The organism is Streptomyces solitudinis (assembly GCF_036323765.1).
Taxonomy (GTDB): domain Bacteria; phylum Actinomycetota; class Actinomycetes; order Streptomycetales; family Streptomycetaceae; genus Streptomyces.
Window position 1 is genome coordinate 558392 of the sequence record NZ_JAZDCW010000003.1, and the last position, 25189, is coordinate 583580.

At 73.5% G+C, this 25189-nt stretch carries 23 protein-coding genes and 1 tRNA gene; 15 read left to right on the forward strand and 9 right to left on the reverse strand.

From position 1 onward, the window contains the following. The first annotated feature begins 49 nt into the window (after nucleotides 1–49). Nucleotides 50–1651: an MFS transporter gene (locus V1J52_RS09990; RefSeq protein ID WP_330139291.1), complete on the forward strand. Its 1602-nt coding sequence runs from the start codon at nucleotides 50–52 to the stop codon at nucleotides 1649–1651. A gap of 212 nt (nucleotides 1652–1863) precedes the next feature. After that, nucleotides 1864–2373 (forward strand): peptidase inhibitor family I36 protein, encoded by a 510-nt coding sequence (locus V1J52_RS09995; protein WP_330139292.1) that lies wholly within the window; start codon nucleotides 1864–1866, stop codon nucleotides 2371–2373. A gap of 101 nt (nucleotides 2374–2474) precedes the next feature. Here V1J52_RS09995 and aceE read toward each other — a convergent pair whose 3' ends face one another. Further along, nucleotides 2475–5207, reverse strand: a complete 2733-nt coding sequence (aceE, locus tag V1J52_RS10000) for a pyruvate dehydrogenase (acetyl-transferring), homodimeric type (RefSeq protein WP_330139293.1) — start codon at nucleotides 5205–5207, stop codon at nucleotides 2475–2477. A gap of 436 nt (nucleotides 5208–5643) precedes the next feature. Here aceE and V1J52_RS10005 point away from each other — a divergent pair, with 436 nt between their 5' ends. The 6 genes from V1J52_RS10005 (at nucleotide 5644) to V1J52_RS10030 (ending at nucleotide 10170) form a co-directional block, all read left to right on the forward strand. Then, complete coding sequence (locus tag V1J52_RS10005; protein ID WP_330139294.1) at nucleotides 5644–6087, forward strand: DUF3052 domain-containing protein; 444 nt, start codon at nucleotides 5644–5646, stop codon at nucleotides 6085–6087. Between the two features lie 154 nt (nucleotides 6088–6241). Next, the gene (locus tag V1J52_RS10010; RefSeq protein WP_330139295.1) at nucleotides 6242–6700 is read left to right on the forward strand and encodes a peroxiredoxin; all 459 of its coding nucleotides are present in this window, start codon (nucleotides 6242–6244) and stop codon (nucleotides 6698–6700) included. 130 nt (nucleotides 6701–6830) lie between these two features. Continuing rightward, complete coding sequence (locus V1J52_RS10015) at nucleotides 6831–7406, forward strand: TerD family protein (RefSeq protein WP_330139296.1); 576 nt, start codon at nucleotides 6831–6833, stop codon at nucleotides 7404–7406. A gap of 63 nt (nucleotides 7407–7469) precedes the next feature. Further along, nucleotides 7470–8066: a TerD family protein gene (locus tag V1J52_RS10020; RefSeq protein WP_330139297.1), complete on the forward strand. Its 597-nt coding sequence runs from the start codon at nucleotides 7470–7472 to the stop codon at nucleotides 8064–8066. 65 nt (nucleotides 8067–8131) lie between these two features. After that, nucleotides 8132–9283 carry a DUF475 domain-containing protein gene (locus V1J52_RS10025; protein WP_330139298.1) on the forward strand — a complete coding sequence of 384 codons (1152 nt, stop codon included), beginning with the start codon at nucleotides 8132–8134 and terminating at the stop codon, nucleotides 9281–9283. A 125-nt stretch (nucleotides 9284–9408) separates the two neighbouring features. Next, nucleotides 9409–10170 (forward strand): Tellurium resistance, encoded by a 762-nt coding sequence (locus V1J52_RS10030; protein WP_330139299.1) that lies wholly within the window; start codon nucleotides 9409–9411, stop codon nucleotides 10168–10170. 19 nt (nucleotides 10171–10189) lie between these two features. Here the strand turns inward: V1J52_RS10030 and V1J52_RS10035 are convergent, their stop codons facing one another. Next, complete coding sequence (locus V1J52_RS10035) at nucleotides 10190–11437, reverse strand: TerD family protein (RefSeq protein WP_330139300.1); 1248 nt, start codon at nucleotides 11435–11437, stop codon at nucleotides 10190–10192. 246 nt (nucleotides 11438–11683) lie between these two features. Between V1J52_RS10035 and V1J52_RS10040 the strand changes: the two genes are divergently transcribed. Genes V1J52_RS10040 through V1J52_RS10050 form a run of 3 tightly spaced genes read left to right on the forward strand, consistent with a single transcriptional unit; the run spans nucleotide 11684 to nucleotide 16163 of the window. Next, nucleotides 11684–12919 carry an HpcH/HpaI aldolase/citrate lyase family protein gene (locus V1J52_RS10040; RefSeq protein WP_330139301.1) on the forward strand — a complete coding sequence of 412 codons (1236 nt, stop codon included), beginning with the start codon at nucleotides 11684–11686 and terminating at the stop codon, nucleotides 12917–12919. Continuing rightward, on the forward strand, nucleotides 12916–15348 hold the full coding sequence (locus V1J52_RS10045; protein WP_330139302.1) for a phosphoribosyltransferase: 2433 nt from the start codon (nucleotides 12916–12918) through the stop codon (nucleotides 15346–15348). Before V1J52_RS10040 ends, V1J52_RS10045 begins: the two co-directional genes overlap by 4 nt. After that, nucleotides 15345–16163, forward strand: coding sequence for an HAD family hydrolase (locus V1J52_RS10050; protein WP_330139303.1), 819 nt, complete (start codon nucleotides 15345–15347; stop codon nucleotides 16161–16163). The genes V1J52_RS10045 and V1J52_RS10050 overlap by 4 nt, the downstream gene beginning before the upstream one ends. A 60-nt stretch (nucleotides 16164–16223) precedes the next feature. Here the strand turns inward: V1J52_RS10050 and V1J52_RS10055 are convergent, their stop codons facing one another. Together V1J52_RS10055 and V1J52_RS10060 are read right to left on the reverse strand one after the other, a co-directional pair. Then, on the reverse strand, nucleotides 16224–16448 hold the full coding sequence (locus V1J52_RS10055; protein WP_330139304.1) for an FmdB family zinc ribbon protein: 225 nt from the start codon (nucleotides 16446–16448) through the stop codon (nucleotides 16224–16226). Between the two features lie 21 nt (nucleotides 16449–16469). Further along, on the reverse strand, nucleotides 16470–17732 hold the full coding sequence (locus tag V1J52_RS10060) for a coiled-coil domain-containing protein (RefSeq protein WP_330139574.1): 1263 nt from the start codon (nucleotides 17730–17732) through the stop codon (nucleotides 16470–16472). Nucleotides 17733–17882: 150 nt separating this feature from the next. On the opposite strand from V1J52_RS10060, the gene V1J52_RS10065 reads away from it, so the two are divergent. Continuing rightward, a tRNA-Val gene (locus V1J52_RS10065) sits at nucleotides 17883–17957 on the forward strand. A gap of 153 nt (nucleotides 17958–18110) precedes the next feature. Here the strand turns inward: V1J52_RS10065 and V1J52_RS10070 are convergent. Then, nucleotides 18111–19484 carry a cellulase family glycosylhydrolase gene (locus V1J52_RS10070; protein ID WP_330139305.1) on the reverse strand — a complete coding sequence of 458 codons (1374 nt, stop codon included), beginning with the start codon at nucleotides 19482–19484 and terminating at the stop codon, nucleotides 18111–18113. A 262-nt stretch (nucleotides 19485–19746) separates the two neighbouring features. Between V1J52_RS10070 and V1J52_RS10075 the strand changes: the two genes are divergently transcribed. Both V1J52_RS10075 and V1J52_RS10080 read left to right on the forward strand, forming a co-directional pair. Beyond that, nucleotides 19747–20280, forward strand: a complete 534-nt coding sequence (locus V1J52_RS10075; protein ID WP_330139306.1) for a flavoprotein — start codon at nucleotides 19747–19749, stop codon at nucleotides 20278–20280. Nucleotides 20281–20369: 89 nt separating this feature from the next. Further along, nucleotides 20370–21581: an SGNH/GDSL hydrolase family protein gene (locus V1J52_RS10080; protein ID WP_330139307.1), complete on the forward strand. Its 1212-nt coding sequence runs from the start codon at nucleotides 20370–20372 to the stop codon at nucleotides 21579–21581. Between the two features lie 86 nt (nucleotides 21582–21667). Here the strand turns inward: V1J52_RS10080 and V1J52_RS10085 are convergent, their stop codons facing one another. The 4 genes from V1J52_RS10085 to V1J52_RS10100 all read right to left on the reverse strand — a co-directional run bounded on the left by V1J52_RS10085 (nucleotide 21668) and on the right by V1J52_RS10100 (nucleotide 24621). Beyond that, nucleotides 21668–21889 (reverse strand): hypothetical protein, encoded by a 222-nt coding sequence (locus tag V1J52_RS10085; RefSeq protein WP_330139308.1) that lies wholly within the window; start codon nucleotides 21887–21889, stop codon nucleotides 21668–21670. A 248-nt stretch (nucleotides 21890–22137) separates the two neighbouring features. After that, nucleotides 22138–22620, reverse strand: a complete 483-nt coding sequence (locus tag V1J52_RS10090) for a hypothetical protein (protein WP_330139309.1) — start codon at nucleotides 22618–22620, stop codon at nucleotides 22138–22140. 288 nt (nucleotides 22621–22908) lie between these two features. Then, nucleotides 22909–23442 (reverse strand): hypothetical protein, encoded by a 534-nt coding sequence (locus tag V1J52_RS10095; protein WP_330139310.1) that lies wholly within the window; start codon nucleotides 23440–23442, stop codon nucleotides 22909–22911. 102 nt (nucleotides 23443–23544) lie between these two features. After that, complete coding sequence (locus V1J52_RS10100; protein ID WP_330139311.1) at nucleotides 23545–24621, reverse strand: choice-of-anchor A family protein; 1077 nt, start codon at nucleotides 24619–24621, stop codon at nucleotides 23545–23547. Between the two features lie 68 nt (nucleotides 24622–24689). Here V1J52_RS10100 and V1J52_RS10105 point away from each other — a divergent pair, with 68 nt between their 5' ends. Then, complete coding sequence (locus tag V1J52_RS10105) at nucleotides 24690–25181, forward strand: GNAT family N-acetyltransferase (RefSeq protein ID WP_330139312.1); 492 nt, start codon at nucleotides 24690–24692, stop codon at nucleotides 25179–25181. Nucleotides 25182–25189: the final 8 nt, after the last annotated feature.

The window sequence follows — 25189 nt, forward strand, 5'->3', positions numbered from 1 at the left end:
CCCGATATTGCTTCGCAAAGTGTCATCGGCTGACAATATGCTCGCCGTCATGAGTGCCGAGACCACTTCCGTAGCCGCCGCCGCCCCCGAACCGCCACCTGCCGAGACGCGCAGAGGGCTGCGCGGCCATCCCTGGCTGACGCTGTTCGCGGTGGCCATCGGCGTCATGATGGTGGCCCTCGACGGCACGATCGTGGCCGTCGCCAACCCGGCCATCCAGCGGGACCTCCAGGCGTCACTCGCCGACGTCCAGTGGATCACCAACGGCTACCTCCTCGCCCTGGCCGTCGCCCTCATCACGGCCGGCAAGGTCGGCGACCGCTTCGGCCACCGGCAGACGTTCCTCGTGGGCGTCGTCGGGTTCGCCGCCGCCTCCGCGGCCATCGGACTGTCCGGCAGCGTCCCGCTCGTCATCGGCTTCCGCGTGCTCCAGGGCCTGTTCGGTGCCTTCCTCATGCCCGCGGCACTCGGCCTCCTGCGCGCCACCTTCCCCGCCAGCAAGCTGAACATGGCCATCGGTATCTGGGGCGCGGTCATCGGCGCCTCCACCGCCGGCGGACCGATCGTCGGCGGCCTGCTCGTGGAGCACGTCAGCTGGCAGTCCGTCTTCTTCATCAACGTGCCCGTGGGGCTCGTCGCCCTGGTGCTGGGCCTGGTCATCCTGGTGGACCACCGCCCCGCGACCGCGCCGAAGTCCTTCGACGTCCCCGGCGTCCTGCTCCTGTCCAGCGCCATGTTCTGCCTGATCTGGGCCCTCATCAAGGCCCCCGAGTGGGGCTGGGGCGACCTCCAGACCCTGGCCTTCCTGGCTGTCTCCCTGCTCTGCTTCGGACTCTTCGTCGCCTGGGAGACCAAGGCCCGCGAGCCGCTGCTGCCCCTGACCATGTTCCGGTCGGTACCGCTGTCGGCCGGTACCGTCCTCATGGTCCTGATGGCCTTCGGGTTCATGGGCGGCATCTTCTTCGTCACCTTCTACCTCCAGAACGTGCACGGCATGAGCCCGGTGGACAGCGGACTCCACCTGCTGCCGCTGACGGCCATGATGATCGTCTCCTCCCCGCTGGCCGGCGCGGTGATCACCCGCATCGGCCCCCGCGTCCCGCTCGTCACGGCGATGCTCCTCGCCGCGATCGCCATGTTCGGCATGGCCTCCCTCGAACCCGGCACGGGCACTCTGGAGATGTCCGTGTGGTTCGCCCTCCTCGGCCTCGGGCTCGCCCCGGTGATGGTGGGTGCCACCGAGGTGATCGTCGGCAACGCCCCCTTGCAGCACGCCGGGGTCGCCGGTGGTCTGCAGCAGGCCGCCATGCAGGTGGGCGGCAGTCTCGGCACCGCGGTGCTCGGCGCCGTCATGGCCTCACGCGTGAACAGCGTCCTGCCCGAGAAGTGGAACGGGGCCCAGCTCCCGCCCCTCGACGGCGAGCAGGCCGAGGCGCTGAGCAACGCCGCCGAGGTCGGCATCGCCCCGCCCGCGCCCCAGGGCACGCCCGACGAGGTGGCCCAGGCGATGACGGACGCGGTGCACAGCTCGTTCGTCTCCGGCATGGGACTCGCCTTCACGATCGCCGGCGTCGTCGCCCTGCTGGCCGCGGGGGTCGCCCTGTTCACCAAGCCGGGGCAGAACGACGCCGGTCCTGCCGTGCACGTGTGACGCTACGCCGGTGACCGGGCCGACCCCTGCGGCCTGTGGACGACCAGGCGGTTGTGGACAACTCGGCCACCCCATGCGGTGAAACGGCCGGTCTGCCCTTGGCAGGCCGGCCGTTCGGCGTCGAGTGTGGTGCCGCGCGGCGATCCGCGCAGCATCCGATCTTCGACGCCCGAATGCGCGCTGCCCGCGCGCCGACACGAACGGGGAACGCCATGTCCACGCACCGCACGAGCACCGGCTCCGCCGACAGCCCGTCCACCAGCCGTTCCGTCAGTCCCGCCCACGCTGCCGGCTTCGCCCGCCGCACCCGCCGCACCCGCCGCGCGCTCACGGCCAGGGGCACCCGCCGCCGGGCGGCGGTCCTGGCGGCCGCCGTGACGGCGACGGCGGCCCTGGCGGGCCCGGCATCGACGGCCGCGCACGCCGAACCGGCGGCCCCACGGCTCGGGCAGTGCGCGAGCGGACAGCTCTGCCTGTGGCAGCAGCGCGGATGGGGCGGCGAGCGGCACGTGTACGAACTGCCGGACACCGGCACCGAGAGCTGCGTGCGGGTGCCCGGCGGTGCGGGGGCCGGTGCGCTGGCCAACCGCACCGGCCGTCCCGTGACGGCCTACCAGAGCGACGTCTGCGACGAGACGGGCGAGTTCCAGACCTATCCGTCCGGCTCCTGGGCGCCCGAGACGCCGTACGTGGTCCGCGCCTTCAAGGTGTGGGAGCGGTGAGCGCCGTGCCGCCCCCGCGACGGCGCGGCCCCCGCCCGTGCGCCCAGGGGGCGCCGGGCGGGGGCCGGGGGAACGTGTCGCTCCGGGCGGTCCCGCGGTGGCTACGCCTCGCCGCCCGCCGAGCCCGGGTCGGCGGCGCTCACGTCGAGAAGCTGGTAGCGGTCGATCGCCTGCTTCAGCACCGAACGGTCCACCTTCCCCTCCTTCGCCAGCTCGGTCAGCACACCGAGCACGACCGACTGGGCGTCGATGTGGAAGAAGCGCCGCGCCGCGCCGCGGGTGTCGGCGAAGCCGAAGCCGTCCGCACCCAGCGACTGGTAGGGGCCCGGCACCCAGCGGGCGATCTGGTCCGGCACTGCGCGCATCCAGTCCGAGACGGCCACCACCGGGCCCTCCTCGTCCTGGAGCGTGCGCGTCACGTAGGGAACGACCTGCTCCTCCTCGGGGTGCAGCAGGTTGTACTCCTCCGCCGTGACGGCGTCCCGGCGCAGCTCGTTCCACGACGTCGCCGACCACACGTCCGCCCGCACGTCCCACTCGTCGGCGAGGATCTGCTGCGCCTCCAGGGCCCAGCCCATCCCGACCCCCGAGGCCAGGATCTGCGCCCGGTGCTGCCCGCGCTCTCCGGCCCGGTACCGGTACAGGCCCCGGACGATGCCCTCGACGTCCACGCCCTCCGGCTCGGCGGGCTGCTGGATCGGCTCGTTGTAGACGGTCAGGTAGTAGAAGACGTCCTCGGCGTCTTCGCCGTACATGCGGCGCAGGCCGTCCTTGACGATGTGGGCGATCTCGAAGCCGAACGCCGGGTCGTAGGCGACGCACGCCGGGTTCGTCGAGGCCAGCAGCTGCGAGTGGCCGTCCGCGTGCTGGAGGCCCTCACCGGTGAGCGTCGTGCGGCCCGCCGTGGCACCGAGGACGAAGCCGCGGGAGAGCTGGTCGGCCATCTGCCAGAACTGGTCGCCGGTGCGCTGGAAGCCGAACATCGAGTAGAAGACGTACACCGGGATGAGCGGCTCGCCGTGCGTGGCGTAGGCGGAACCGGCCGCGATGAGCGAGGCCGCGCAGCCCGCCTCGGAGATGCCGTCGTGGAGCATCTGCCCCGTGGGGGACTCCTTGTACGCCAGCAGCAGCTCGCGGTCCACCGACTCGTAACTCTGGCCCAGCGGGTTGTAGATCTTGGCCGTCGGGAAGAGCGAGTCCATGCCGAAGGTGCGGTATTCGTCGGGGGCGATCGGCACGAACCGCTTGCCGATCTCCTTGTCCCGCATCAGGTCCTTCAGCAGCCGCACGAAGGCCATCGTCGTGGCGACCTGCTGGTTCCCCGAGCCCTTCTTCAGCGCCGCGTACGCCTTGTCCTCCGGCATCGGCAGCGGCTTCGCCCGCACGACACGGGTCGGCACGTAGCCGCCCAGGCCCTGGCGGCGGTCGTGCATGTACTGGATCTCCTCGGAGTCCCGGCCCGGGTGGTAGTACGGGGGCGGCCCCGCCTCGATCTGCCGGTCCGAGATGGGGATGTGCAGCCGGTCGCGGAAGCGCTTGAGGTCGTCGACCGTCAGCTTCTTCATCTGGTGGGTGGCGTTGCGGCCCTCGAAGTTCGGCCCGAGCGTCCAGCCCTTGATCGTCTGGGCGAGGATCACCGTCGGCTGGCCCTTGTGCTCCCTGGCCGCCTTGTATGCCGCGTAGACCTTGCGGTGGTCGTGGCCGCCGCGGCCCAGGTGCAGCAGCTGGTCGTCGGTCATGTCCTCGACCATGGCGCGCAGCCGGTGATCGTCGCCGAAGAAGTGCTCCCGGATATAGGCACCGGTCTCCGTGGCGTACGTCTGGAACTGGCCGTCGGGCGTGGTGTTCATCCGGTTCACCAGCACACCGTCGCGGTCCTGGGCCAGCAGCGGGTCCCAGGAGCGGTCCCAGACGAGCTTGATGACGTTCCAGCCGGCCCCGCGGAACTGCGACTCCAGCTCCTGGATGATCTTGCCGTTGCCGCGCACCGGCCCGTCGAGGCGCTGGAGGTTGCAGTTGACGACGAAGGTCAGGTTGTCCAGGCCCTCCCGGGCCGCGAGGGAGAGCTGGCCGAGCGACTCGGGCTCGTCCATCTCGCCGTCGCCGAGGAAGGCGTACACGTGGGAGCGGGAGGTGTCGGCGATGCCGCGCGCCTCCATGTAGCGGTTCATCCGCGCCTGGTAGATCGCGCCGATCGGGCCGAGGCCCATCGACACCGTCGGGAACTCCCAGAAGTCCGGCATGGACCGCGGGTGCGGGTAGCTGGACAGGCCGTTGGGGCGGGCCGACTTCTCCTGGCGGAAGCCGTCGAGCTGCGCTTCGGTGAGGCGGTCCAGCAGGAAGGCGCGGGCGTAGATGCCGGGGGAGGCGTGCCCCTGGAAGAAGATCTGGTCGCCCCCGTCGCCCGCATCCTTACCCCGGAAGAAGTGGTTGAAGCCGACGTCGTACAGCGACGCGGAGGACGCGAAGGTGGCGATGTGGCCGCCCACTCCGATGCCCGGCCGCTGGGCGCGGGACACCATGACGGCGGCGTTCCACCGGGTCGCGTTGAGGACTTTGCGCTCGATCTCCTCGTTGCCGGGGAAAAACGGTTCGTCCTTGGTGGCGATGGTGTTCACGTAATCCGTGCTGCGCATCTCCGGGACGGCCACCCGCTTCGCGCGGGCGCGTTCGATGAGGCGGAGCATTAGATAGCGCGCACGTTCCCTGCCCCGCTCGTCGACGGCCGCGTCGAGCGAGTCGAGCCATTCCTGGGTCTCCTCGGGATCGAAGTCCGGGACCTGGCTGGGAAGGCCGCCAATGATGATCGGGTTGCGATCGGATGCGGAAGCCACGCTGTTCCTTCGCTGCTCGGGGATGCTCTGCTGGTATCGCGCCGACTCCATGGTCCACCGCCGGGCCGTCCGCGTCACCTTTACCAGGGGGTAACTGTGGCGGCCCGATGGCGGCGAAGAGGGGTCGGCGGGCGCGGGCCGGCCGCACCGGTCGACCAAATCGCAACCATACGCCCACCCCGCCCATGCTTCGCTGAGGGCGGGGTAGGGGGAAGATGGAGGCCGTACCGAGGTCTCACGGCCGTTTGCGGCGCCACCAGCGCTTTCCGTGGTGTGGATCACGGGGAGCCGTGCGGTGCGCGGCGACACGTCAACGTTTGGGCGGTCCGGAGGGCCGGGTACTTGCGCGATCCGCCCCGCACGTGTGGACTACGGCCAAGTACCTCGCGTATGCGAGGGTGCCGCACTACTTTCGAACCATGACAGGAGGCAATCCGTGAGCGCGACCGCGGACCACGCGGAGGAGCGGACCAACCCCGCCGCAAGGCTGGGTTTCCAGCCCGGACAGGTGGTCCAGGAGCTCGGCAACGACGAGGACACCGAGCAGGCCCTTCGCGAGGGCATCGAAGCCATCACGGGCACCGAGCTGGTCGACGAGGAGTACGACGACCTGGCCGACGCCGTGGTGCTGTGGTTCCGCGAGGACGACGGCGATCTGACGGACGCGCTGGTGGACGCCATCTCGTTGGTCGACGACGGGGCACCGATCTGGCTGATGACGCCCAAGACGGGCCGGGACGGCTACGTCGAGGCGAGCGACATCGGGGAGGCCGCCCAGACGGCCGGGCTCCAGCAGACCAAGCCGATGAACATCGGCAAGGACTGGACCGGCAGCCGCCTGGTCACCCCCAAGACGAGCGCTCGGGCCGGCAAGGGCTGACGGCGAGGGCCCAGGAGGTCCGCGCGTGCAGGTGGCGCACCGGTCCCGGGCGGTCGCGTGCCGCCGGGGTCCGGGCCGCGTGCGGCGTGCGATGAGGAGCAGGGCTAGGGTGGGGCGCGGCAGCCAGCCCCCACCAGCGGAGGGATCTCACCCCATGGCCATCGCGGTCGGCACCAAGGCCCCGGACTTCGAGCTGAGGAACCAGCACGGCGAGACCGTCAGCCTCGCCGGCTTCCGAGGCCGCAAGAACGTCGTGCTGCTCTTCTACCCCTTCGCGTTCACCGGGGTGTGCACCGGGGAGCTGTGTGCCCTGCGTGACGAGCTGCCGCGTTTCGTCAACGAGGACGTGCAGCTGCTGGCCGTCTCCAACGACTCCCCCTTCGCGCTCCGCGTCTTCTCCGAGCAGGAGCGGCTCGGCTACCCCCTGCTCTCCGACTTCTGGCCGCACGGCGAGGTCTCGCGCGCCTACGGCGTCTTCGACGAGGAGAAGGGCTGCGCCGTGCGCGGCACCTTCGTCATCGACAAGGAGGGCGTCGTCCGCTGGACGGTCGTCAACGGCCTCCCCGACGCCCGCGACCTGGAGGAGTACGCCAGGGCGCTGGAGAACCTGTGACCCCGTAGGCCGTCGGCCGGGGCCGCGCCCCGGGCACGGGGACCGGCTGCGGGCCGCAGTCCGCAGCCGACGGCAGGCCATCGACCGAGGGGCACCCGGGGTGCCCCCTGGAACGACATCTGGAGGACCCATGGGAGTCAGCCTCAGCAAGGGCGGCAACGTCTCGCTGACCAAGGAAGCTCCGAACCTGACCGCTGTCCTGGTGGGCCTGGGCTGGGACGCCCGCACCACCACCGGAGCGGACTTCGACCTCGACGCGAGCGCGCTGCTGACCAACACGCAGGGCAAGGTCCTCAGCGATCAGCACTTCGTGTTCTTCAACAACCTCACGAGCCCCGACGGCTCGGTCGAGCACACGGGGGACAACCTCACCGGTGAGGGCGACGGCGACGACGAGGCCATCAAGGTCAACCTGGCCGGTGTCCCCGCCGACGTGGACCGGATCGTCTTCCCCGTGTCGATCTACGAGGCCGAGGCCCGTCTGCAGAGCTTCGGCCAGGTGCGCAACGCCTACATCCGGGTCGTGAACCAGGCCGACGGCCGGGAGCTGGCCCGTTACGATCTGACCGAGGACGCCTCCACCGAGACGGCCATGGTCTTCGGTGAGCTGTACCGCCACGGCGGCGAGTGGAAGTTCCGCGCCATCGGCCAGGGGTACGCGTCCGGTCTGCGCGGCATCGCCCAGGACTTCGGCGTCAACGTCTGAGACCGGTCCCGCGTCCTACGTACGCGGGACCAGCCGGCCACGGGGCCGCGGAGAGGGGAAGGCATGGGGGTGACGCTCGCCAAGGGCGGCAACGTCTCGCTCAGCAAGGCGGCGCCGGACCTGAGGCAGGTGGAGGTCGGCCTGGGGTGGACCGCCCGCGCCACCACCGGAGCGGACTTCGACCTCGACGCCAGCGCGCTGCTGTGCGCGGGCGGCCGGGTCCTGGGCGACGCGTACTTCGTCTTCTACAACAACCTCACCAGCCCCGAGGGCTCCGTCGAACACACCGGGGACGAGCTCACGGGCGGCCCGGCGGCCGGCCGCGGCGGCGACCGCCCCGACGACGAGACGCTGCGGGTGGACCTCGCCCTGGTGCCCCCGGGGGTGGAGAACGTCGTCTTCGCGGTCTCCATCCACGACGCCGACGCCAGGCGCCAGACCTTCGGCCAGGTCACCGGCGCCTACATCCGGGTCGTGAACCAGGCCGACGGCCGGGAGCTGGCCCGTTACGACCTGACCGAGGACGCCTCCACCGAGACGGCGATGATCTTCGGTGAGCTGTACCGCCACGGCGGCGAGTGGAAGTTCCGGGCCGTCGGCCAGGGATATGCCTCCGGCCTGCGCGGCATTGCCCTCGACTACGGGGTAGACGTCACCTGATCCGGACCCGCCGGGCCGTCCGGCCCGCCGTGCCGGTGACTTCCGCGCGAGAGATGGGATAACGAGTGGTTCTTCGGACGTTTGGGTGGTCCTTCGGCGTCACCGCCCTGGGATTGGCCTGCGCGGCGTACTTCTGGGGGTGGGAGGGCTTCGCCGTAGTGGCGATCCTCTCGATTCTGGAGATCTCGCTCTCCTTCGACAACGCCGTCGTCAACGCCGGTGTGCTGAAGAAGATGAACGCCTTTTGGCAGAAGATCTTCCTCACCATCGGCATTCTGATCGCGGTCTTCGGTATGCGGCTGATCTTCCCCGTCGCCATCGTCGCCATCACGGCGGGGATCGGTCCGGTGGAGGCCGTGGACCTGGCGACGCGCGAGCCGGAGACCTACGAGCGGCTGGTCACCAACGCCCACCCCTCGATCGCGGCCTTCGGTGGCATGTTCCTGCTCATGATCTTCCTGGAGTTCATCTTCCAGGTGCGCGAGCACAAGTGGCTCCCGTGGCTGGAGAAGCCCCTGGGCAAGCTGAGTGCCGTCAGTGGCCTGTCGGTCACCGTCGCCCTGATCATCCTGCTCGCCACCGCGTCGTTCCTGGCGCCGGAGGCCCACCAGTACGGCGGGCACGCGGACGAGACGACCACGGTGCTGCTGTCGGGCATCGCAGGCCTGGTGACGTACCTCGTCGTGGGCGGTCTCTCCGGCTTCTTCGAGAACAAGCTGGAGGAGGACGACGAGCGGGCCCAGGAGATGGAGGAGGCGGCCCGGCGGTCGGGCAAGCAGGTCTCCGCGGTCGGCCTGGCCGGCAAGGCGGCCTTCTTCCTGTTCCTCTACCTTGAGGTCCTGGACGCCTCGTTCTCCTTCGACGGCGTGATCGGCGCCTTCGCCATCACCAACCACATCTTCTGGATGGCGCTCGGCCTGGGCATCGGCGCGATGTACGTCCGTTCACTGACGGTCTATCTCGTCCGCGAGGGCACGCTCGACGAGTACGTGTTCCTGGAGCACGGCGCCCACTACGCGATCGGGGCGCTGGCCGGAATCCTGCTCATCACGATCCGCTGGGAGATCAACGAGGTCATCACCGGGCTGCTCGGGGTCACCCTGATCGGTCTGGCCTTCTGGTCCTCGATCCGGCACAACCGGCGCCACCGTGACGCGGGGGACAGGGGAGACGGGGGAAGTTCCGCCGAAGCGGAGTCCGTCCCCTCGGGAGTGTGAACAGCGGGTAAACCGGGGTGTCACCGCCCCGCAGATGCGGAAGCCTTTGAGCGGGGCGGCCGTCCGTCACCGGACGGCCGCCCCGCGGCCGTTGTGGGTCCGGGACCGGGATTTGGGGGCAGTGGATGGTCTCCCTGTGGGAGCACTGGAGGAGCAGCGGGAACCGCAGCCGGGGGCCCCGGTTCGACACCGTGGGCGGCCCGTCGACCTACGCCGTCGAGCTGACCCGCCGCCAGCCGCGCGTCTCGCTGACGCAGCAGGGCGCCGACAGCGGCACCATGCGCGTGAACCTCTCCTGGCGGATGCGCACCTCTGACCTGCACGACCGCCCGCGCCGCCAGGGATCGCTGCGGCGTCCGCTGCAGATGCTCAAGCCGCAGCCGGTGAACGGCCACACGCAGGGCATGGTCAACGTGGACCTGGACCTGGCGTGCATGTACGAGCTACAGGACGGCAGCAAGGGGGTCGTCCAGCCGCTCGGCGGGTTCCTCGGCGACATGCAGGAGCCGCCCTACGTCAAGCTGAGCGGCGACGACCGGTTCGGTTCGGGCTCCGGCGAGACGATCTACGTCAACATGGACCACGCCGACGAGATCAAGCGCCTGCTGTTCTTCGTCTACATCTACGACGGGACACCGGCCTTCGACAGGACGCACGCCGTGGTCACGCTCGTGCCGAGCAACGGGCCGCACGTCGAGGTCGGGCTCAACGAGCGGGCGCCGGAGGCCCGGTCCTGCGCCGTGCTGCTGATAGAGCACGACAAGAGCGGCGACCTCGTCGTGCAGCGCGAGGTGCGGTACGTGTACGGCTTCCAGGCGGACCTGGACCGCCTCTACGGCTGGGGCATGACGTGGGGCAGGGGCTACAAGTCGGCGTCGGGCCGCTGAGAGCGGACGCCCGTACCGCTCAGCGGCCGGCGAACTGCGGCCCCTGCGGCGGCAGTACGAACGCCGGGTCCGGCTGCGGGTAGCCGTGGCCGCCCGGCGCCGCGGCGTGCCGGGGCGCCGGGGGCGCGGCCGGGGGCGGCACCGGGGGCGCGCCCTGGGCGTACCCGTATGGCGGCGCGCCGGCCGGCTCCGGCGGGCGCGCGGGCGGTCCGGGATAGCCGTAGCCGGTTCCGGCACCGGGCGGCGGTCCGGGCGGTGCGGGCGGCGGCGGGGGTACCGGTCCGGGGCCGCCCGGTTCGGGGTCGGGCACCGGTGCCGGTCCCGGCGCGGGCGGGCGGCCCGGCTCCGGCGGGCGGCCCGGCCCGGGTCCGGGCGCGGGGGTGGGCTCCTCGGGTCCGGGGTGCGGCACCGGTTCCGGCTCCGGGACACCCGGTTCGCGCGGCGGCTGCGGCACGGTGCCCTGGTCCGCCGGGGGAGGCGCCCCCGGTTCCGCCCGCTGCGCCGCGGCCCGTTCCGCCCGCGCCTCCGCACGCCGTTCCGCGCGGCCTCCCGCCCGGCGGGGTGCGGGCAGCCCGCCACCGGCCGCTCGGCCGCTGGGCAGCTCGGCGCCGTCGCCGGACGCCCCGCCGCCGGACGCACCGGCCCAGTCGGCACCGGAACCGTCCGCGCCCGGCCGGTGGGCCCCGGGGCCGTAGGCCGCGGGCCCCTGCGCCCCGGGCTCGGACGTGCCGTCGTCCACCGAGACGCCGAACGCGGTCGCCAGACCCACCAGACCGCTGGTGTACCCCTGGCCCAGCGCACGGAACTTCCAGCCTCCGCCGCGCCGGTACAGTTCCCCGCACAGCAGTGCCGTCTCCTCGCCGGTCTCCGGCCGGATGTCGAAGTGGGCGAGGGTCGCGCCGCTGCTGCCGTCCCGCACCAGCAGCCGCAGGCCGCCGGGAACCTGGGCGAAGGTGCCGCCGTCGGCCGAGGCCGTCAGCATGACCCGGTCCACGGACGGGTCCAGGGCGGCGAGGTCCACCTCAAGGGTGTCCGTCAGGCCCTCCGGCTCGCGCCGCTTGGTGAGGTGGCGCACCAGCCCCGAGGGGTGCCGGGACTGGTTGTAGAAGACGAAGTCGTCGTCCGTGCGCACGCGTCCGTCCGCCCCGAGCAACAGCGCGGAGGCGTCGACGTCGGGTCCTTGGGGGCCGGTGGCCCAGCGCAGGACCGCCTGTACCGTCGCGGCCCGCAACTCGATGTTGGAGCCCTTCGCCATCGCCTGCGTCATACCGCCATCCTGCCTGCCCGTCGCCGGGGGAACAACGCGGGGGAGTCCGCGCCGTGACGACGGTGTCCTCGGACCGGCCGGCGCGGGCCCGGGCGGAACCGGGCCCTCCGCCCGGCAACCGGTAGATCGTGTTCCGGTAACGTGATTTTCACGGACAGGGGAACTGTTGCCCGGTTGCCGTCCGTACGATGACCGGGCCGGGCCCTGCGTATGGCTTCGGTGCACCACCAGCGAGACGGGGGTTCCATGCGCCACTACGGGCACCTTTCGCCGGCTGTCCGGCGGGCGTTGTTCCACCAGGAACCCGTCGAGTTCACGGCCCGGTCGTCCGCCCGGGTGCTGGCCGCCGCGCTCGGCGCCACGCTCTACAGCCCGGCCACCCGCGAGACGCTGGCCGGGGACGTGCCGAAACTGGCTAGGCGCGGCGTCGTCTCGATGGTGCTCTGCCTGGAGGACTCGATCGCCGACGCGGAGGTGCCAGCCGCCGAGGAGAACCTCGTGCGGCAGCTCACCGCTCTGCACGACCGGCCCGGGAACGAAGCCCCCCGCCCCGGCGGCGGCCCCGGCGGAACCGGCGGCGGAAGCCCCGGCGACGCGCTGCCGCTGCTGTTCGTCCGCGTCCGCGCACCCGGCCAGATACTCCGGCTCGTGCGGCGGCTCGGCCCGGCCGCCGCGCTGCTGTCCGGCTTCGTCCTGCCCAAGTTCACCGAGGACCGGGGCACCCCGTTCCTCGAAACGCTGGCCCGCGCCGAGCAGGAGAGCGGGGCGCGGCTGTTCGCCATGCCCGTCCTGGAGTCGCCCGAGCTGCTGCACCTGGAGACGCGCACGGAGACACTGGAGGGCGTCGCCCGCGTCGTCGACAAGTACCGGGAGCGGGTCCTGGCCCTGCGGCTCGGCGTCACCGACCTGTGCTCCGTCTACGGCCTGCGCCGGACCCCGCACATGACGGCGTACGACATCGGCCTGGTGGGCACCGTCATCGCCGACGTCGTCAACGTCCTCGGCCGGCTGGACGGCACCGGGTGCACGATCACCGGCCCGGTGTGGGAGTACTTCCGCTTCTCCGAGCGGGTCTTCAAACCGCAGCTCCGCCGCTCCCCGTTCGCCTGGCGCGGTGCGGACGGACTGCGCGCCCGGCTCCTGGAGCAGGACATGGACGGACTGCTGCGCGAGATCCAGCTCGACCACGCCAACGGGCTGCTGGGCAAGACCTGCATCCACCCCTCGCACGTCGCGCCGGTGCACGCGCTGTCCGTCGTCAGTCACGAGGAGTTCAGCGACGCCACGGACATCGCGCGCCCGCAGCGGGACGGCGGCGGAGTGCTGCGCTCCGCCTACACGAACAAGATGAACGAGGTCAAACCGCACCGGGCGTGGGCCGAGCGCACCCTGCTGCGGGCCGAGGTCTTCGGAGTCGCCCGCGAGGGCGTCGACTTCGTGGACCTCCTGGCCGCCGGTGTGGACGACGAAGGGGCAGCATGATGTGGACGGGGACGTGGGCCGCGCGGCGGCTCGGCATCGAGCTGACCGGTGACGGCATCCGGGAACTGCTGGGCCTCGCCGTGCGGCGCAACCCGAAGCGGGCGCACCTGCTGGTGTCCAGCGTGCTGGGCAAGCACGTGCCGCAGCGGCCCGCCGTCGTCTACGGCACCGCCCTCGGCCTCGGCCACCGGGTGCGCGAGCTGCTGGGGGAGGAGGCCGCCGCCCGCGCCGTCGTGCTGGGCTACGCGGAGACGGCGACCGGGCTCGGCCACTGCGTCGCCGACGGCCTCGGGCGGGCGCCGTACCTGCACTCCACCCGCCGCCCCGTCCCCGGGTTCGCGCGGGCCGCCGGGTTCGAGGAGGAGCACTCGCACCACACCTCGCACCTGCTGCTCCCCGCCGACCGCGCCCTGCTCGCCGGGGACGGACCGCTGGTGCTCGTGGACGACGAGTTCTCCACGGGCCGCACCGTCCGCAACACCCTCGCCGCCCTGCACCGCGCCTTCCCGCGCGAGCGGTACGTCGTCGTCGCCCTCACCGACATGCGCTCCGCCGAGGACACCGCCGCGCTGGAGAAGTCCGCCGCCGACCTGGGCGCGCGCATCGACGTGGTGGCCCTCGCCCGGGGCCGCGTCACCGCACCGCCCGACGTGCTGGAGCGCGCCGCCGCCCTCCTCGCGGAGCAGCCGCAGGAGGAGCCGGAACCGCAGGACGCGCCCGGCCCGGCCGCCCCGCCGCTCGGCGACGTCGTCCGGGTGGACCCGCGCTGGCCCGCCGGACTGCCCGAGGGCGCCCGGCACGGCTTCACACCCGAGCACCGGGCCCGGCTGGAGGCGGTGCTGCCGCGCGTGGCCGACCGCGTCGCCGCCGCCCTGCCCGAGGACGCCGCCCGGGTGCTCGTCCTGGGCACCGAGGAGCTGATGTACGTCCCGCTGCGCGTCGCCGACGCGCTGAGCGGCGCCACCGGAGCCGAGGTCCGCTTCTCCACGACCACCCGGTCCCCGGTGCTCGCCGTGGCGGACCCGGGCTACGCCATCCGGCACCGCCTCGTCTTCCCCGCCCACGACACCCCGGCCGACGGTCCCGGGCCGCGCTACGCCTACAACATCCCGCCGCTGCACACCCCCGCCGGACCGGGCGACGGGCACCTCGACGACCCGGGCTTCGACGCCGTCGTCGTCGTCACCGACGCCGCCGCCGACACCCCCGCGCTGCACGCGGAGGACGGACTCCTCGCGCAGCTCTCCGCCCGCACCCGGCGCGTCGTGCTGACCGTCCTGCCCTCGCACGCCGCCCTGCCGCAGCCGCTCCGCGGCCCCGCCTTCTCCTCCTACCCGGCAGAGGACTGCGGCTGGCTGCTCCAGGACCTGTCCGGCACCACCCTGGAGGCCCCCACCGAGGAGCGCGAGGAGGCCATCCAGCGCGGCGGCGCCCACTACGCCGAGTCGCTGCCCGTCGAGTACCAGCCCACCCCCGAGTACCAGCGGCTGTTCCGCGCCGCCCTGGACGCGTCGGCGGCCCGGGTCGCACGGGCGGTCGGAGCCGTCACCGACGCGGTGCTCACCGAACGCGGACGCAGTCCGGTGCTCGTCTCACTCGCCCGCGCGGGCACGCCCGTCGGCGTCCTGATGCGGCGCTGGGCCCGGCAGACGCACGGCATCGACGTGCCGCACTACGCGATGTCCATCGTGCGCGGCCGGGGCATCGACACCACCGCCGTCCGCTGGCTCGCCGCCCACCACGACCCGGCCGACGTGGTGTTCGTCGACGGCTGGACCGGCAAGGGCGCCATCACCCGCGAACTGGCCGACGCCCTGCGGCCCTTCCCCGCCTTCGACCCGTCCCTCGCGGTGCTCGCCGACCCGGGCGGCTGCGTGCGCACCTACGGCACCCGCGAGGACTACCTGATCCCCTCCGCCTGCCTCAACTCCACCGTCTCCGGACTGGTCTCCCGCACGGTGCTGCGCGCCGACCTGGTCGGCCCCGGCGACTTCCACGGCGCCAAGTGCTACCGCGAACTGGCCGACGCCGACGTCTCCGGGGAGTTCCTCGACGCGATCACCGCGCACTTCCCCGCCACCGCCGCGCAGTCCGCCGCCGACGCCCGCGCGCTGCTGGCCGCCGACCGCACCCCCACCTGGGAGGGCTGGCGGGCCGTCGAGCGTATCAGCGCCGCGTACGGCATCGGGGACGTCAACCTCGTCAAGCCCGGCGTGGGGGAGACGACGCGGGTCCTGCTGCGCCGCGTGCCGTGGCGCATCCTGGCCCGGCGCGGCGCCGGCGCCGACCTCGACCACGTCCGGCTGCTCGCCGCACAGCGCGGCGTGCCCGTCGAGGAGACCGACGACCTGCCCTACAGCTGCGTCGGCCTCATCCACCCCCGCTACACCAGGGGCGCCACCGGCGCCGACGGAAAGGCCGCCTCATGACGTCCGCACCGCCCCTGCTCGTCGCCAGCGACCTCGACCGCACCCTCATCTACTCGGCCGCCGCCCTCGACCTGGCCGTCCCCGACGCGCAGGCGCCCCGGCTGCTGTGCGTGGAGGTCTACGACGCCAGACCGCTGTCCTACCTGACCGAGCGCGCCGCCGCCCTGCTGGCGGAGCTGGCCGCCCGCACCGTCCTCGTCCCCACCACCACCCGCACCCGCGAGCAGTACCGGCGCATCCACCTTCCGGGGCCGCAGCCGTCCTACGCGATCTGCGCCAACGGCGGCCACCTGCTCGTGGACGGGCGCACCGACGACGACTGGCACCGCGGCGTGCACGACCGGCTGGCCGCCTCCTGCGCCCCGCTGGCGGAGGTCAGCGACCACCTCGCGCGCACCGCCGACCCGGCGTGGCTGCTGAAGCGGCGCACCGCCGAGGACCTGTTCGCCTACCTCGTCGTGGACCGGGCCCTGATGCCGCAGACCTGGGTCAAGGAACTGGCCGCCTGGACGGAGCCGCGCGGCTGGACGGTCTCGGTGCAGGGCCGGAAGGTCTACGCGGTGCCGCGTCCGCTGACGAAGTCCGCCGCCGTCGCCGAGGTCGTGCGGCGCACCGGCGCGGGACGCGTGCTGGCCGCCGGGGACTCGCTGCTCGACACCGACCTGCTCCTGGCCGCCGACGCCGGATGGCGGCCCGGCCACGGTGAGCTGGCCGACACCGGCTGGGACGCCCCGCACGTCACCGCGCTGTCCGAGCGGGGCGTCGCCGCGGGCGAACGCATCCTCGCCGAAGCGCTGCGGCTGGCCGGCGGCTGACCTTGGCGGAGCGGGCCGCCGCCCGGACGGCTCCCGCTCCGGCCGGACCCGTGCCGTCCGTCAGGAGCAGCACCCGCCCCCGCAGCAGCCGCCGCCCCCACCGGAGGCGGCGGCACCGGCCGCCGACGGCGCCGCAGCGCTCCCGCCGACGGCCACGGCCGACAGCAGCTTGACGGTGTCCGCGTGCCCGGCGGGGCAGGACGCCGGGTCACCGGACCCGGCCATCGGACGGCTGACCTCGAAGGACGTGCCGCACTCGCGGCAACGGAACTCGTACCTGGGCATACCCCGCAGGATAGCCGCAGGTCAGTGACTGCCGCCCCGGCCTTCCCTGATGTCCTGCACCACCTGGGCGACGGACTCCCTGATCGCGTCCAGCTCGGTCAGGAACAGCCAGTAGTCCGGGTGCCGCCCGCCGTCCTCCAGCGCCGCGACCGCCCGGTCGAGCCGCTCCACCGCCCGGTCCAGCGGCGCCGCGTGCCGGGGGTCCGGCGTACTGCGCCCGGCCATGGCCAGCCGCTGGGCATCCCGGACGGCGAACCGGGCCCGCTCCGTCTCCTGGGCGTGGCTGAACGCCACGTCGCTGAGCCGGTCCAGCCGCTCCCCGGCCGCCGCCACCCCCGCGTCACCGGTGTTCAGCAGCGCCCGGACGGTGGCCAGCAGCGCCGTCGCGTCCGCCCACCGCTGCTCCTCGCGCGCCACCCGCGCCGCCCCGAGCTTCTCCTGCGCCTGCCGGGCCGCGTCCTGCGCCTGCGCGGGCACGTCCTGCAAGTCCTGCCAGCAGGCGGCGCTGAACCGGCGCCGCAACTCGCTCAGCACGGGCTCCACCTTGCCCGCCCGGGTGGCCAGCGCCTCGGCCCTCGTCCGCAGCGAGGCCAGCCGCCGGTCGGTCTCGGCGGCCCGCTCGGGCAGCCGCCGCGCCTCCTCCCGCACCGCCTCGGCCCGCCGCTGCACGTCCTCGGCGCGGCGGATCGTCTCCCGCACCCCGTGCTGCCCCGCGCCCTGGTTGAGCCGCGTCAGCTCCGGACCGAGCGCCGCCAGGCCGGCGGCCAGCGCGTCCGCGGCGAACCCGGCGTCCCGCGCCGCGTCCAGCGCCTGCGTCGCGGCCAGCAGCGACTGCCGGGCCCGCTCCGTCGCCGGTGCCACCTGGGCGAGCTGCTCCTCGGCGTGCTCCAGCAGCCCGCCCAGACCCCGCCCGAACCGGTCCAGCTCCGCCCGCGCCCGCTCCAGTTCGCCCTTGACCCGCTCCAGATCCCGCAGCGCCTCCTGGGCGGCGGGGGCCTCCAGACCGTCACGGTCGAGGTCATGCGTGTCCACGGCCTGGATGTAACCGTGGCTGACCTGGTCGATCCGCCGCCCCAGCGCGGCGAACTCCTCCACCGCCCTGCGGGCGGGCGGCGAACCGTCCACGGCGGTGATCGTCTCGATGGAGATGCGCAGCTCACGCTGGGCGGTGTCCAGTTCGTAGAACGCCGCGGCGGCGGCGTCCTTGGCGGCCTGCGCGTCGGCACGCAGGTTCTCCGTGCGCCCGCTGCCCCAGCCCCACCACCGCGTGCCGCCCCCGCTCATCGCTGCCACGCAACCCCTCTCGCGCTCCGCCAGTGGACCCGGCCCCCATTGTCCCACCCGGGCCCGCCGCCACGACGGGCCCGGCTCCACCGGTGCCCGCTATCCTTTACCCTCGTTGTGCGCCTGCCCCAACGGGCCGGTGCGTCACCCGGGCGCATAGCTCAGCGGTAGAGCGCTGCCCTTACAAGGCAGATGTCGGCGGTTCGAACCCGTCTGCGCCCACCAGCACGAAGACCCCCGGCCACTTCCGGCCGGGGGTCTTCCGCGTCACGATCCGACATCAACGGCGGCGTCGCCCCGGTCAGGCCGCGCCTGTCCTGGGCGTCCGCTCCCGGCCGGCGGGACGGGGCTCCGGTGCGGCCGGAGCCCCGTCGGACGTCAGCTGGTGGGGAAGTTGTCGGGGGTACTGATCCGGTTCTTGAGCAGCGCCCCGGACTCGGTCAGCACGCTGCCGCTGCTGTAGTCACTGCCGTTGCAGGTACCGGGCCTGAAGGCCGCACTGCCCTCGGCCTTGTCGGAGTAGGTCCAGTTCGCGTAGCCGATCTTCAGTTGGTCGAGCAGGTCCAGCCAGGCCGTGGTGCTCGCCCGGTCGACCGCTCCGCCGCCGGTGTAGTCCACCGTGCCGAACTCGGTGACGAACAGCGGCAGCCGCGTGGCTGCCCGGCTGACCGCGGCCCGGTAGTTGTCCTTGTGGCTCGCGGCGTAGAAGTGGAACGCGTACATGATGTTGGTGGCGTCGACGGGGTTGTTGACGACCTCGCTCTCGTTGGACCCGTCCGAGACTCCCAGCGAGGACCAGCCGCGGGTGCCGACGATGACGACGGCGTCCGGGTCGGCGGCCCGGATCACCGGGATGACCTGCTCGGCGTAGCTCTTGATGGCCGCCCAGCTCACGCCGTTGGGTTCGTTGGCGATCTCGTAGATCACGTTCTTCTTGTCGGCGTTGCGGGCGGCGACGGACGCGAAGAACGTCTTCGCGCGGTCGAGGTTGTAGTTCGGGTCGCCCGGCGTCAGGGTGTGGAAGTCGATCATGGCGTACATGCCGCGGGCCTCGGCCATGTCGACGAGGTGGTTCACGCGGCTGGTGAAGCCTGCCGGGTCGGTCTCGTAGCCGCTCTCCTGCACGTACATGGCGATGCGCAGCAGGTCCGACTTCCAGTCCTCCGCCAGCGCGTCCAGGGACGCGTTGTTGTAGCACTGGCCGAACCACTGGATGCCGTGCGTGCTCATGCCCCGCAGCTGTACGGGGCGGTCGTACTGGTTGCACAGGTGCACGCCGCAGACGTGCAGCTGTCCGTTGACGTCGACGGGCGTGCCGTCGCCCGGGGTGGGCGGCGGGGGCTCCTCGACGGACCCCGTGCAGGGCGCGCCGTTGAGCGTGAACGCCGTCGGCTCGGGGTTGACGCCCGTGAAGGAGCCGGTGAATCCCAGGTCGGCCGTCGCGCCGGTGTCCAGCGTGCGGTTCCAGCCGGCACCGACGACGGTGACCGCGGAGCCGGACTGCGACCAGGTGGCGTTCCAGCCCTGGACGACCTTCTGCCCGGCGTCCGGCATGGCGAACTCGAGCGTCCACCCGGTGACGGGTGCGCCCAGGTTGGTGATCTTCACTCCGGCCTGGAAGCCGCCCTGCCACTGATTGGTGATCGTGTAGTCGACCTTGCAGCCGGTGGCGGCCACCGCCTGGGGACTGACCAGTGCGGTGAGTCCCAGGACCATCGCGCAGGTCGCCAGTAAGGCCAAGAAGCGTTTCAAGGCGTTCCTCCTCGTGCGAAGTGGAGACAATGCGGTGGGAGCGCTCCCAAAGCCCCTCGGCCCGAGACCGTACACCGGCGCGCCGATGTGCGATAGGCATGCGACCGTCGCCGTCCGGCGGATCATGGCCGGGGGGCCGCGAGCCGCCGGACACCCCTGGGCCCCTCCTCGGTCCGGCCGCCACGCGGACGGCCGCGGACCCGCCCCGGGTGCTCGGGACCTGCGGACCGCCGTGACCACAGCGGTGTGGTGAACTGCCGTCATGAGTCAACGGGTGCTCTACCTGCTCGGCTGTGCGGCGCCGCCCGTGCAGTACATCGACCGGCCCGTCCGGCAGGCGCAGGAGGCGGGGTGGGAGGTGTGCGTCGGTCTGACGCCGACCGCCGCCGAGTGGATCAGCGAGCGCGTTCCGGCGCTGGAGGAGCTGACCGGCCACCCGGTGCGGCACGCGAAGCGCGGCCTGCGGGAGACGTCGGGCTGGCCTGCGGCGACGGTCTCGGTGATCGCCCCGGCGACGCTGAACACCGTCAACGCCATCGCCCTCGGCCTCACGCCGACGTGGCTCACCGGGCACGGTGTCGAGGCGGTCGGAAGGAGCTGGCCGCTGGTGATCCTGCCGTGCGTGAACAGTGACTACGCCTCGCACCCGCAGTTCGGCCGCTCGGTCGTGATGCTGCGCGCCGCAGGGGTCCGGGTGCTGCTCGGCGCGCCGGACGGGTTCGTGCCCCCTCCGCCCGGCCACGGCGACGCGAAAGAGTACCCGTGGCACCTGGCGCTCGCGGCGGCCCGCCGCTGAGCGGCCGTGGTCCTGGCACGGAGCGGGGCGGGGCCGCGCGGGCGGATATGCGTTGGCCGGGTTGTGGCTCCGGTGCGCAGAATGTGCCCATGCCCGATCGAACTGACGACCACCCCGGCGGCCACCCGACGGCCCGGACGCCGGACTGGACGACCACGCCCCTCACCCCGGAACTCCTGCGCGGCGCGCTCGACCTGGAGCGCACCCGGCACGGGCTGCTGCCGCACCGGCTGCCCGCCCGGGCCCGCGCCCAGTGCGCCGACGCTCAGCTCGCCATGGCGGAGGCCCAGCCCTCCGGTGTGCGGCTGGCGTTCCGCACGCGCGCCACCGCCGTCGAACTGGAGGCGCTGCGCACCAAGAACGCCTACGCGGGCGCCCCGCCCCGGCCCGACGGCGTGTACGACCTGCTCGTGGACAGCCGGCTGGCCGGGCAGGCGAGCGTGACCGGCGGCAACGTCCGGATGACGGACATGACCACCGGGTCCGTGGAGACCCGGCCCGGTCCGGTCGGCACCGTCCGGTTCGCCGGACTCGCCGACAGGCTCAAGGACGTCGAGATCTGGCTGCCGCACAACGAGATCACCGAGCTGGTGGCCCTGCACACCGACGCCCCCGTCGAACCCCTGCCGGACACGGGCCGCGCGAGGTGGCTGCACCACGGCAGCTCGGTCAGCCAGGGCTCCGACGCCGCGAGCCCCAGCACCACCTGGCCCGCGCTGGCCGCCGGTCTCGGCGGCGTGGAACTGACCAACCTGGGGCTGGGCGGCAGCGCCCTGCTCGACCCGTTCACCGCCCGCGCCCTGCGCGACACCCCCGCCGACCTGATCAGCGTCAAGATCGGCATCAACCTCGTCAACACCGACCTCATGCGCCTGCGTGCCTTCGGGCCCGCGGTGCACGGTTTCCTCGACACCATCCGGGAGGGCCACCCCACCGCGCCGCTCCTGGTCGTCTCGCCCGTCCTGTGCCCCATCCACGAGGACGTCCCGGGCCCCAGCGCCCCGGACTTCCGCGGCCTCAGCGAGGGCAGGCTCCGGTTCCAGGCCCTGGGCGATCCGGCGGAGCGGGCCGCCGGCAAGCTGACGCTGGGCGTCATCCGCGAGGAGCTGGCCCGGATCGTGGCGCAGCGGGCGGCCGACGACCCGAACCTGCACCACCTCGACGGCCGCGAACTCTACGGCGAGGCCGACTTCGCCGAACTGCCGCTGCCCGACCAGCTCCACCCGGACGCCGCCACGCACCGCCGCATCGGCGAGCGCTTCGCCGCCCTGGCCTTCGGGCCCGGCGGCGCGTTCGCCTGACGTGGACCGGGCCCGGCGGGGACGGCGGCAGCGGCTGCGGGGGCGCGGTCTTCGCGCGGCGCCGGGCGCGTTGGGCGCGCCGTCGGTCAGCCGTGGCCCGCGACGCCGGGCTGGCGGGGGACGGCCAGGGGGCGCGCGGCGGGCGCGGGGAGCCCGGTGGACGCGGGCAGCGCGGGGTCCTCGGGGGTGCCGGGCGGGGGCGGCGCGGCCCGGCTCGTTCCCGCTGCGCCGATCTCGCCGCAGAGCACCAGCAGGGTGAACGTGGCGAGGCCCGCGGCGGCGGCGCGCAGGTGGCGGTTCGTGGGCACGTGCCCTCCTCCGCGGTGCTGTGGGTGCCCGGACGTGTGCGGGGTGCCGGTACTGCGCCGAACCTAGGGCTCGGGGCCGGGTTCTGGCAACGCCCGCCCGCGGCGCCGGGATCACCCCGTGCGGGGAGGGAGGGCCGCGCCTGCCGGGTTCGGGCGCCGTGCCCGCGTCCGGGCGGCCGGAGGCGGGCACGGCGCCCGAACGGCACGGGGTCCGCCCCCGTGCCGTGCGGGCCGGTGGTCCGGGAACGTCAGCGTCCGGCGGTGTTGGTGTGCCAGACGGGGGTGCCGCGCACGTCGTAGATGACGACGTTGCCGTCGTCCTGGACGGAGAGGATGTTGCCGCGGCGCCAGGTGTTGGCGTGCCAGACGGCGGTGCCGCCCGAGTCGTAGAGGACGAAGTTGCCGTCGTCCTGGAAGACGAGGCAGTCGCCCCGGGACCAGGCGCCGGGCGCCTGCCACACCGGCCTGCCGTCCCGGTAGACGACGAGGTTGCCGTCCTCCTGCAGGCGCAGCAGGGTCCGGCCGTTGCCGGAGGTCAGTGCCATGTTCCGGCAGATGCGGGTCCCGCGCACGAAGTCGCCGTTCGCCAGGGCGCCGGCTTCCTGCCTGGTGTCGGACGCCTTCACCGCGTGCGCCGGTGCGGCCGGGGCCGCCGTGGCGGTCGCGCCCCCGCCGACGGCCAGCGCCGCCGTCACCACGACAGCGACGAAGTAACCGTGGACCTTTTTCACCGTGTAGCCTCCTGCTCGTCGTGTCCCCGGAATTCCGGGGTGCGCGACGATTGAATCGGCACGGTGGGCGGGCGGCAATGGAGCCGGAACGCGTGCGGGGGATTATCGGACACGTTCCGACGCGTCGGAGAATGGTTTCTGTTCTGCCGCACGGGAGGTTCGCCGAAGATATGCCCGACACGATAACGGCCCAAAATGAGTCCGTATAAAATGATGGGCGCTTTTCATTTTTTCGGACTTTGTGGGCTGGTGGGGCGGGTGATGCGTGCCCTCGCACACATCACCCCCTCAGTCGCGCGCCCCGCCGAAGACGTCCGGCGCCTGGCGGGCGTGCAGCTCCTGGAGGACACCCGCCTGGTCCCCGGCGCGGCGTTCGAGCGTCTCCAGCCGGGCCCGGTCCAGGCCGAATCCGTCCGGGAGCCGGAGCAGGGTGCGCCACAGCGCGGCCTTGCCCTCGACGCCGAGGCGGATGGCCTCCAGCTCCAGCAGGGAGCTGAGCGGTGAACGGCGGACGAGCGCCCGGTTGGGCTTGAGGCGGCCGAGCCGTTCCGCGGCCCACCCCGCGCACACCTTGTAGCGGCGCACCCGGACGTCCAGGGTGCTCATGATGTCGGTCAGCGCGTCGCGGTCCTCCGCGATCTCGGCGGCCAGCCGCGTGAGCCGTTCGCCGTCGGGCGAGCCCCGGTGCTGGCCCGCGACGCGCCGGGCCAGCTCGACGCCGCCGGTGGCGCCCGCCAGGTGGTCGTTGAGGTACACGGCGAGTAGCGCCGGAGCGGAGTGGCGGCCCTGCCGGGCCGGGGATGCTGTCGTGGTTGCGGCCATGGGAAGCGGGTTCCCGGCCCGCGCCGGACGACACCTGCCGGGAGCCGCGCCGTCCGGCGCGGGCACACCGCCCGCGCCGGCCGGGGCCGCCGCGGGACGGCGTCAGGTGCGGCGGCGGGTGGCCCACAGGGCGGCGGCCCCGGCGGTGAGGGCGCCGAAAGCGGCGAAGAGCAGGGCGCGCACCTGCTGGTGGCTCCCGCCGGTGTGGGCCAGGTCCTCGCCGCCCGGCGGACGGGGCCCGGCCGGACTGGGCGGGGCCAGGGGGGTGTCGAGGCAGCCGGTGAAGGGGGCGAGGCGCGTCTCGGCGCCGTCGGCGGTGAGCGAGGCGGCGATGACGTTGCCGGTGAGGTGGCCCGCCGAGCCGAGGTCGACCGCCGCGTTCGGGGCGAGGACCGTGCCGCGCCAGTTCGCCGCGTCGTGCTTGGCGACGGAGGCGGCGTCAGGGAAGTTCCACAGGAGCTTGCCCGCCAGGCCCTCGGGCCCGGTGACGGTCACCGGGCCGTGGTCGTCGGTGCCGTAGACGGAGCCGGAGACGTTGACGACGGCCGTCGCCCCGTCCGGGACGGTGAGGACGACGCGGCGGGCGTCCGCGAGTTGCGTGGCGCTGACGGGGAAGACGTTCAGCGCCGGGTCGTGGCCGACCAGCCGTACCGTCGCCCGGCCGTCCACGGTGGTGCGGGTGACGCTGCCCCGGGCCGGCAGCGCCTCCAGGCGTTCGGAGAGCCCCCGCAGGCGGGCGAACTCCCGCGCGAAGTCCACCGGGGGCGGGCCGCCGCGCGTGGCCTCGCGTCCCGACTTGAGCACCGGCGGGCGGCCCTCCAGCCCGCCGTAGACGGCGGTGCCGCGTTCCAGCACGGTGAAGGCGGAGCTGCCCGCCGCGCCGTTGCGCAGGGTCCCGCCGACGACGAGCGTGGCGTGCTCGGGCAGGGCGTCGAAGGGGGCGGGGTGCGCCGCGACGCTGAGGCCGCCGGTGAAGTCGGCGTCGCCGCCCACCGCGACGGCGCCCTGGCTGCCGCCGCGCCGCACCGAGTCGTCCTCGACGAACTCCGTGTACGCCCCCGCGGGGCCCAGCTGCGGCGCGCAGGCCGGAGCGGCGGCGGCCGGACCGGGCAGGGCCAGCACGAGCGCACCGCCCGCCAGGGCGGCGGCGAGTGCGGGGCACGGACGGCGTGGGGGCATGGGCGCATGATCGCCACCCGGTCACCCCGAGGTCAAGGCCGTACACCCTGCGTCGCATACTGGGCGCCATGACCGACGCACACGCCCGGCCGTCCGCACGCTCCGTGACGTGGACCGTCGCCGAGGAACCCGTCGGCGGCGCGCCGGCCAGGACGCTGCTCGCGGCCTACGCGCAGGAGGTGGGCGCGGCGATCGGGGAGCCGCCCGCCGCCCTGTCCGGCCCCGGTGACGACCTCGTCCCGCCGCACGGGGTCTTCCTGGTGGCGCGGCTGGCGGGGGAGCCGGCCGGCTGCGCCGGGGTGCGGCTGCTGGACGCGGGCACGGCCGAGCTGAAGCGGCTCTACGTCGCCGGGACGGCCCGGGGCACGGGCCTGGGGCGGGGGCTGATGGCCGCCGCGGAGGAGGCCGCCCGGCGGCTGGGCGCGGCGCGGCTGGTGCTGGACACGCGGGAGGAGCTGGTCGCGGCCCGGCGGCTGTACGAGCGGTGCGGCTACACCGAGGTGCCCCCGTACAACGCCAACGCCATGGCGGGGCTCTGGTACGCCAGGCCACTGCGCTGACGACGACG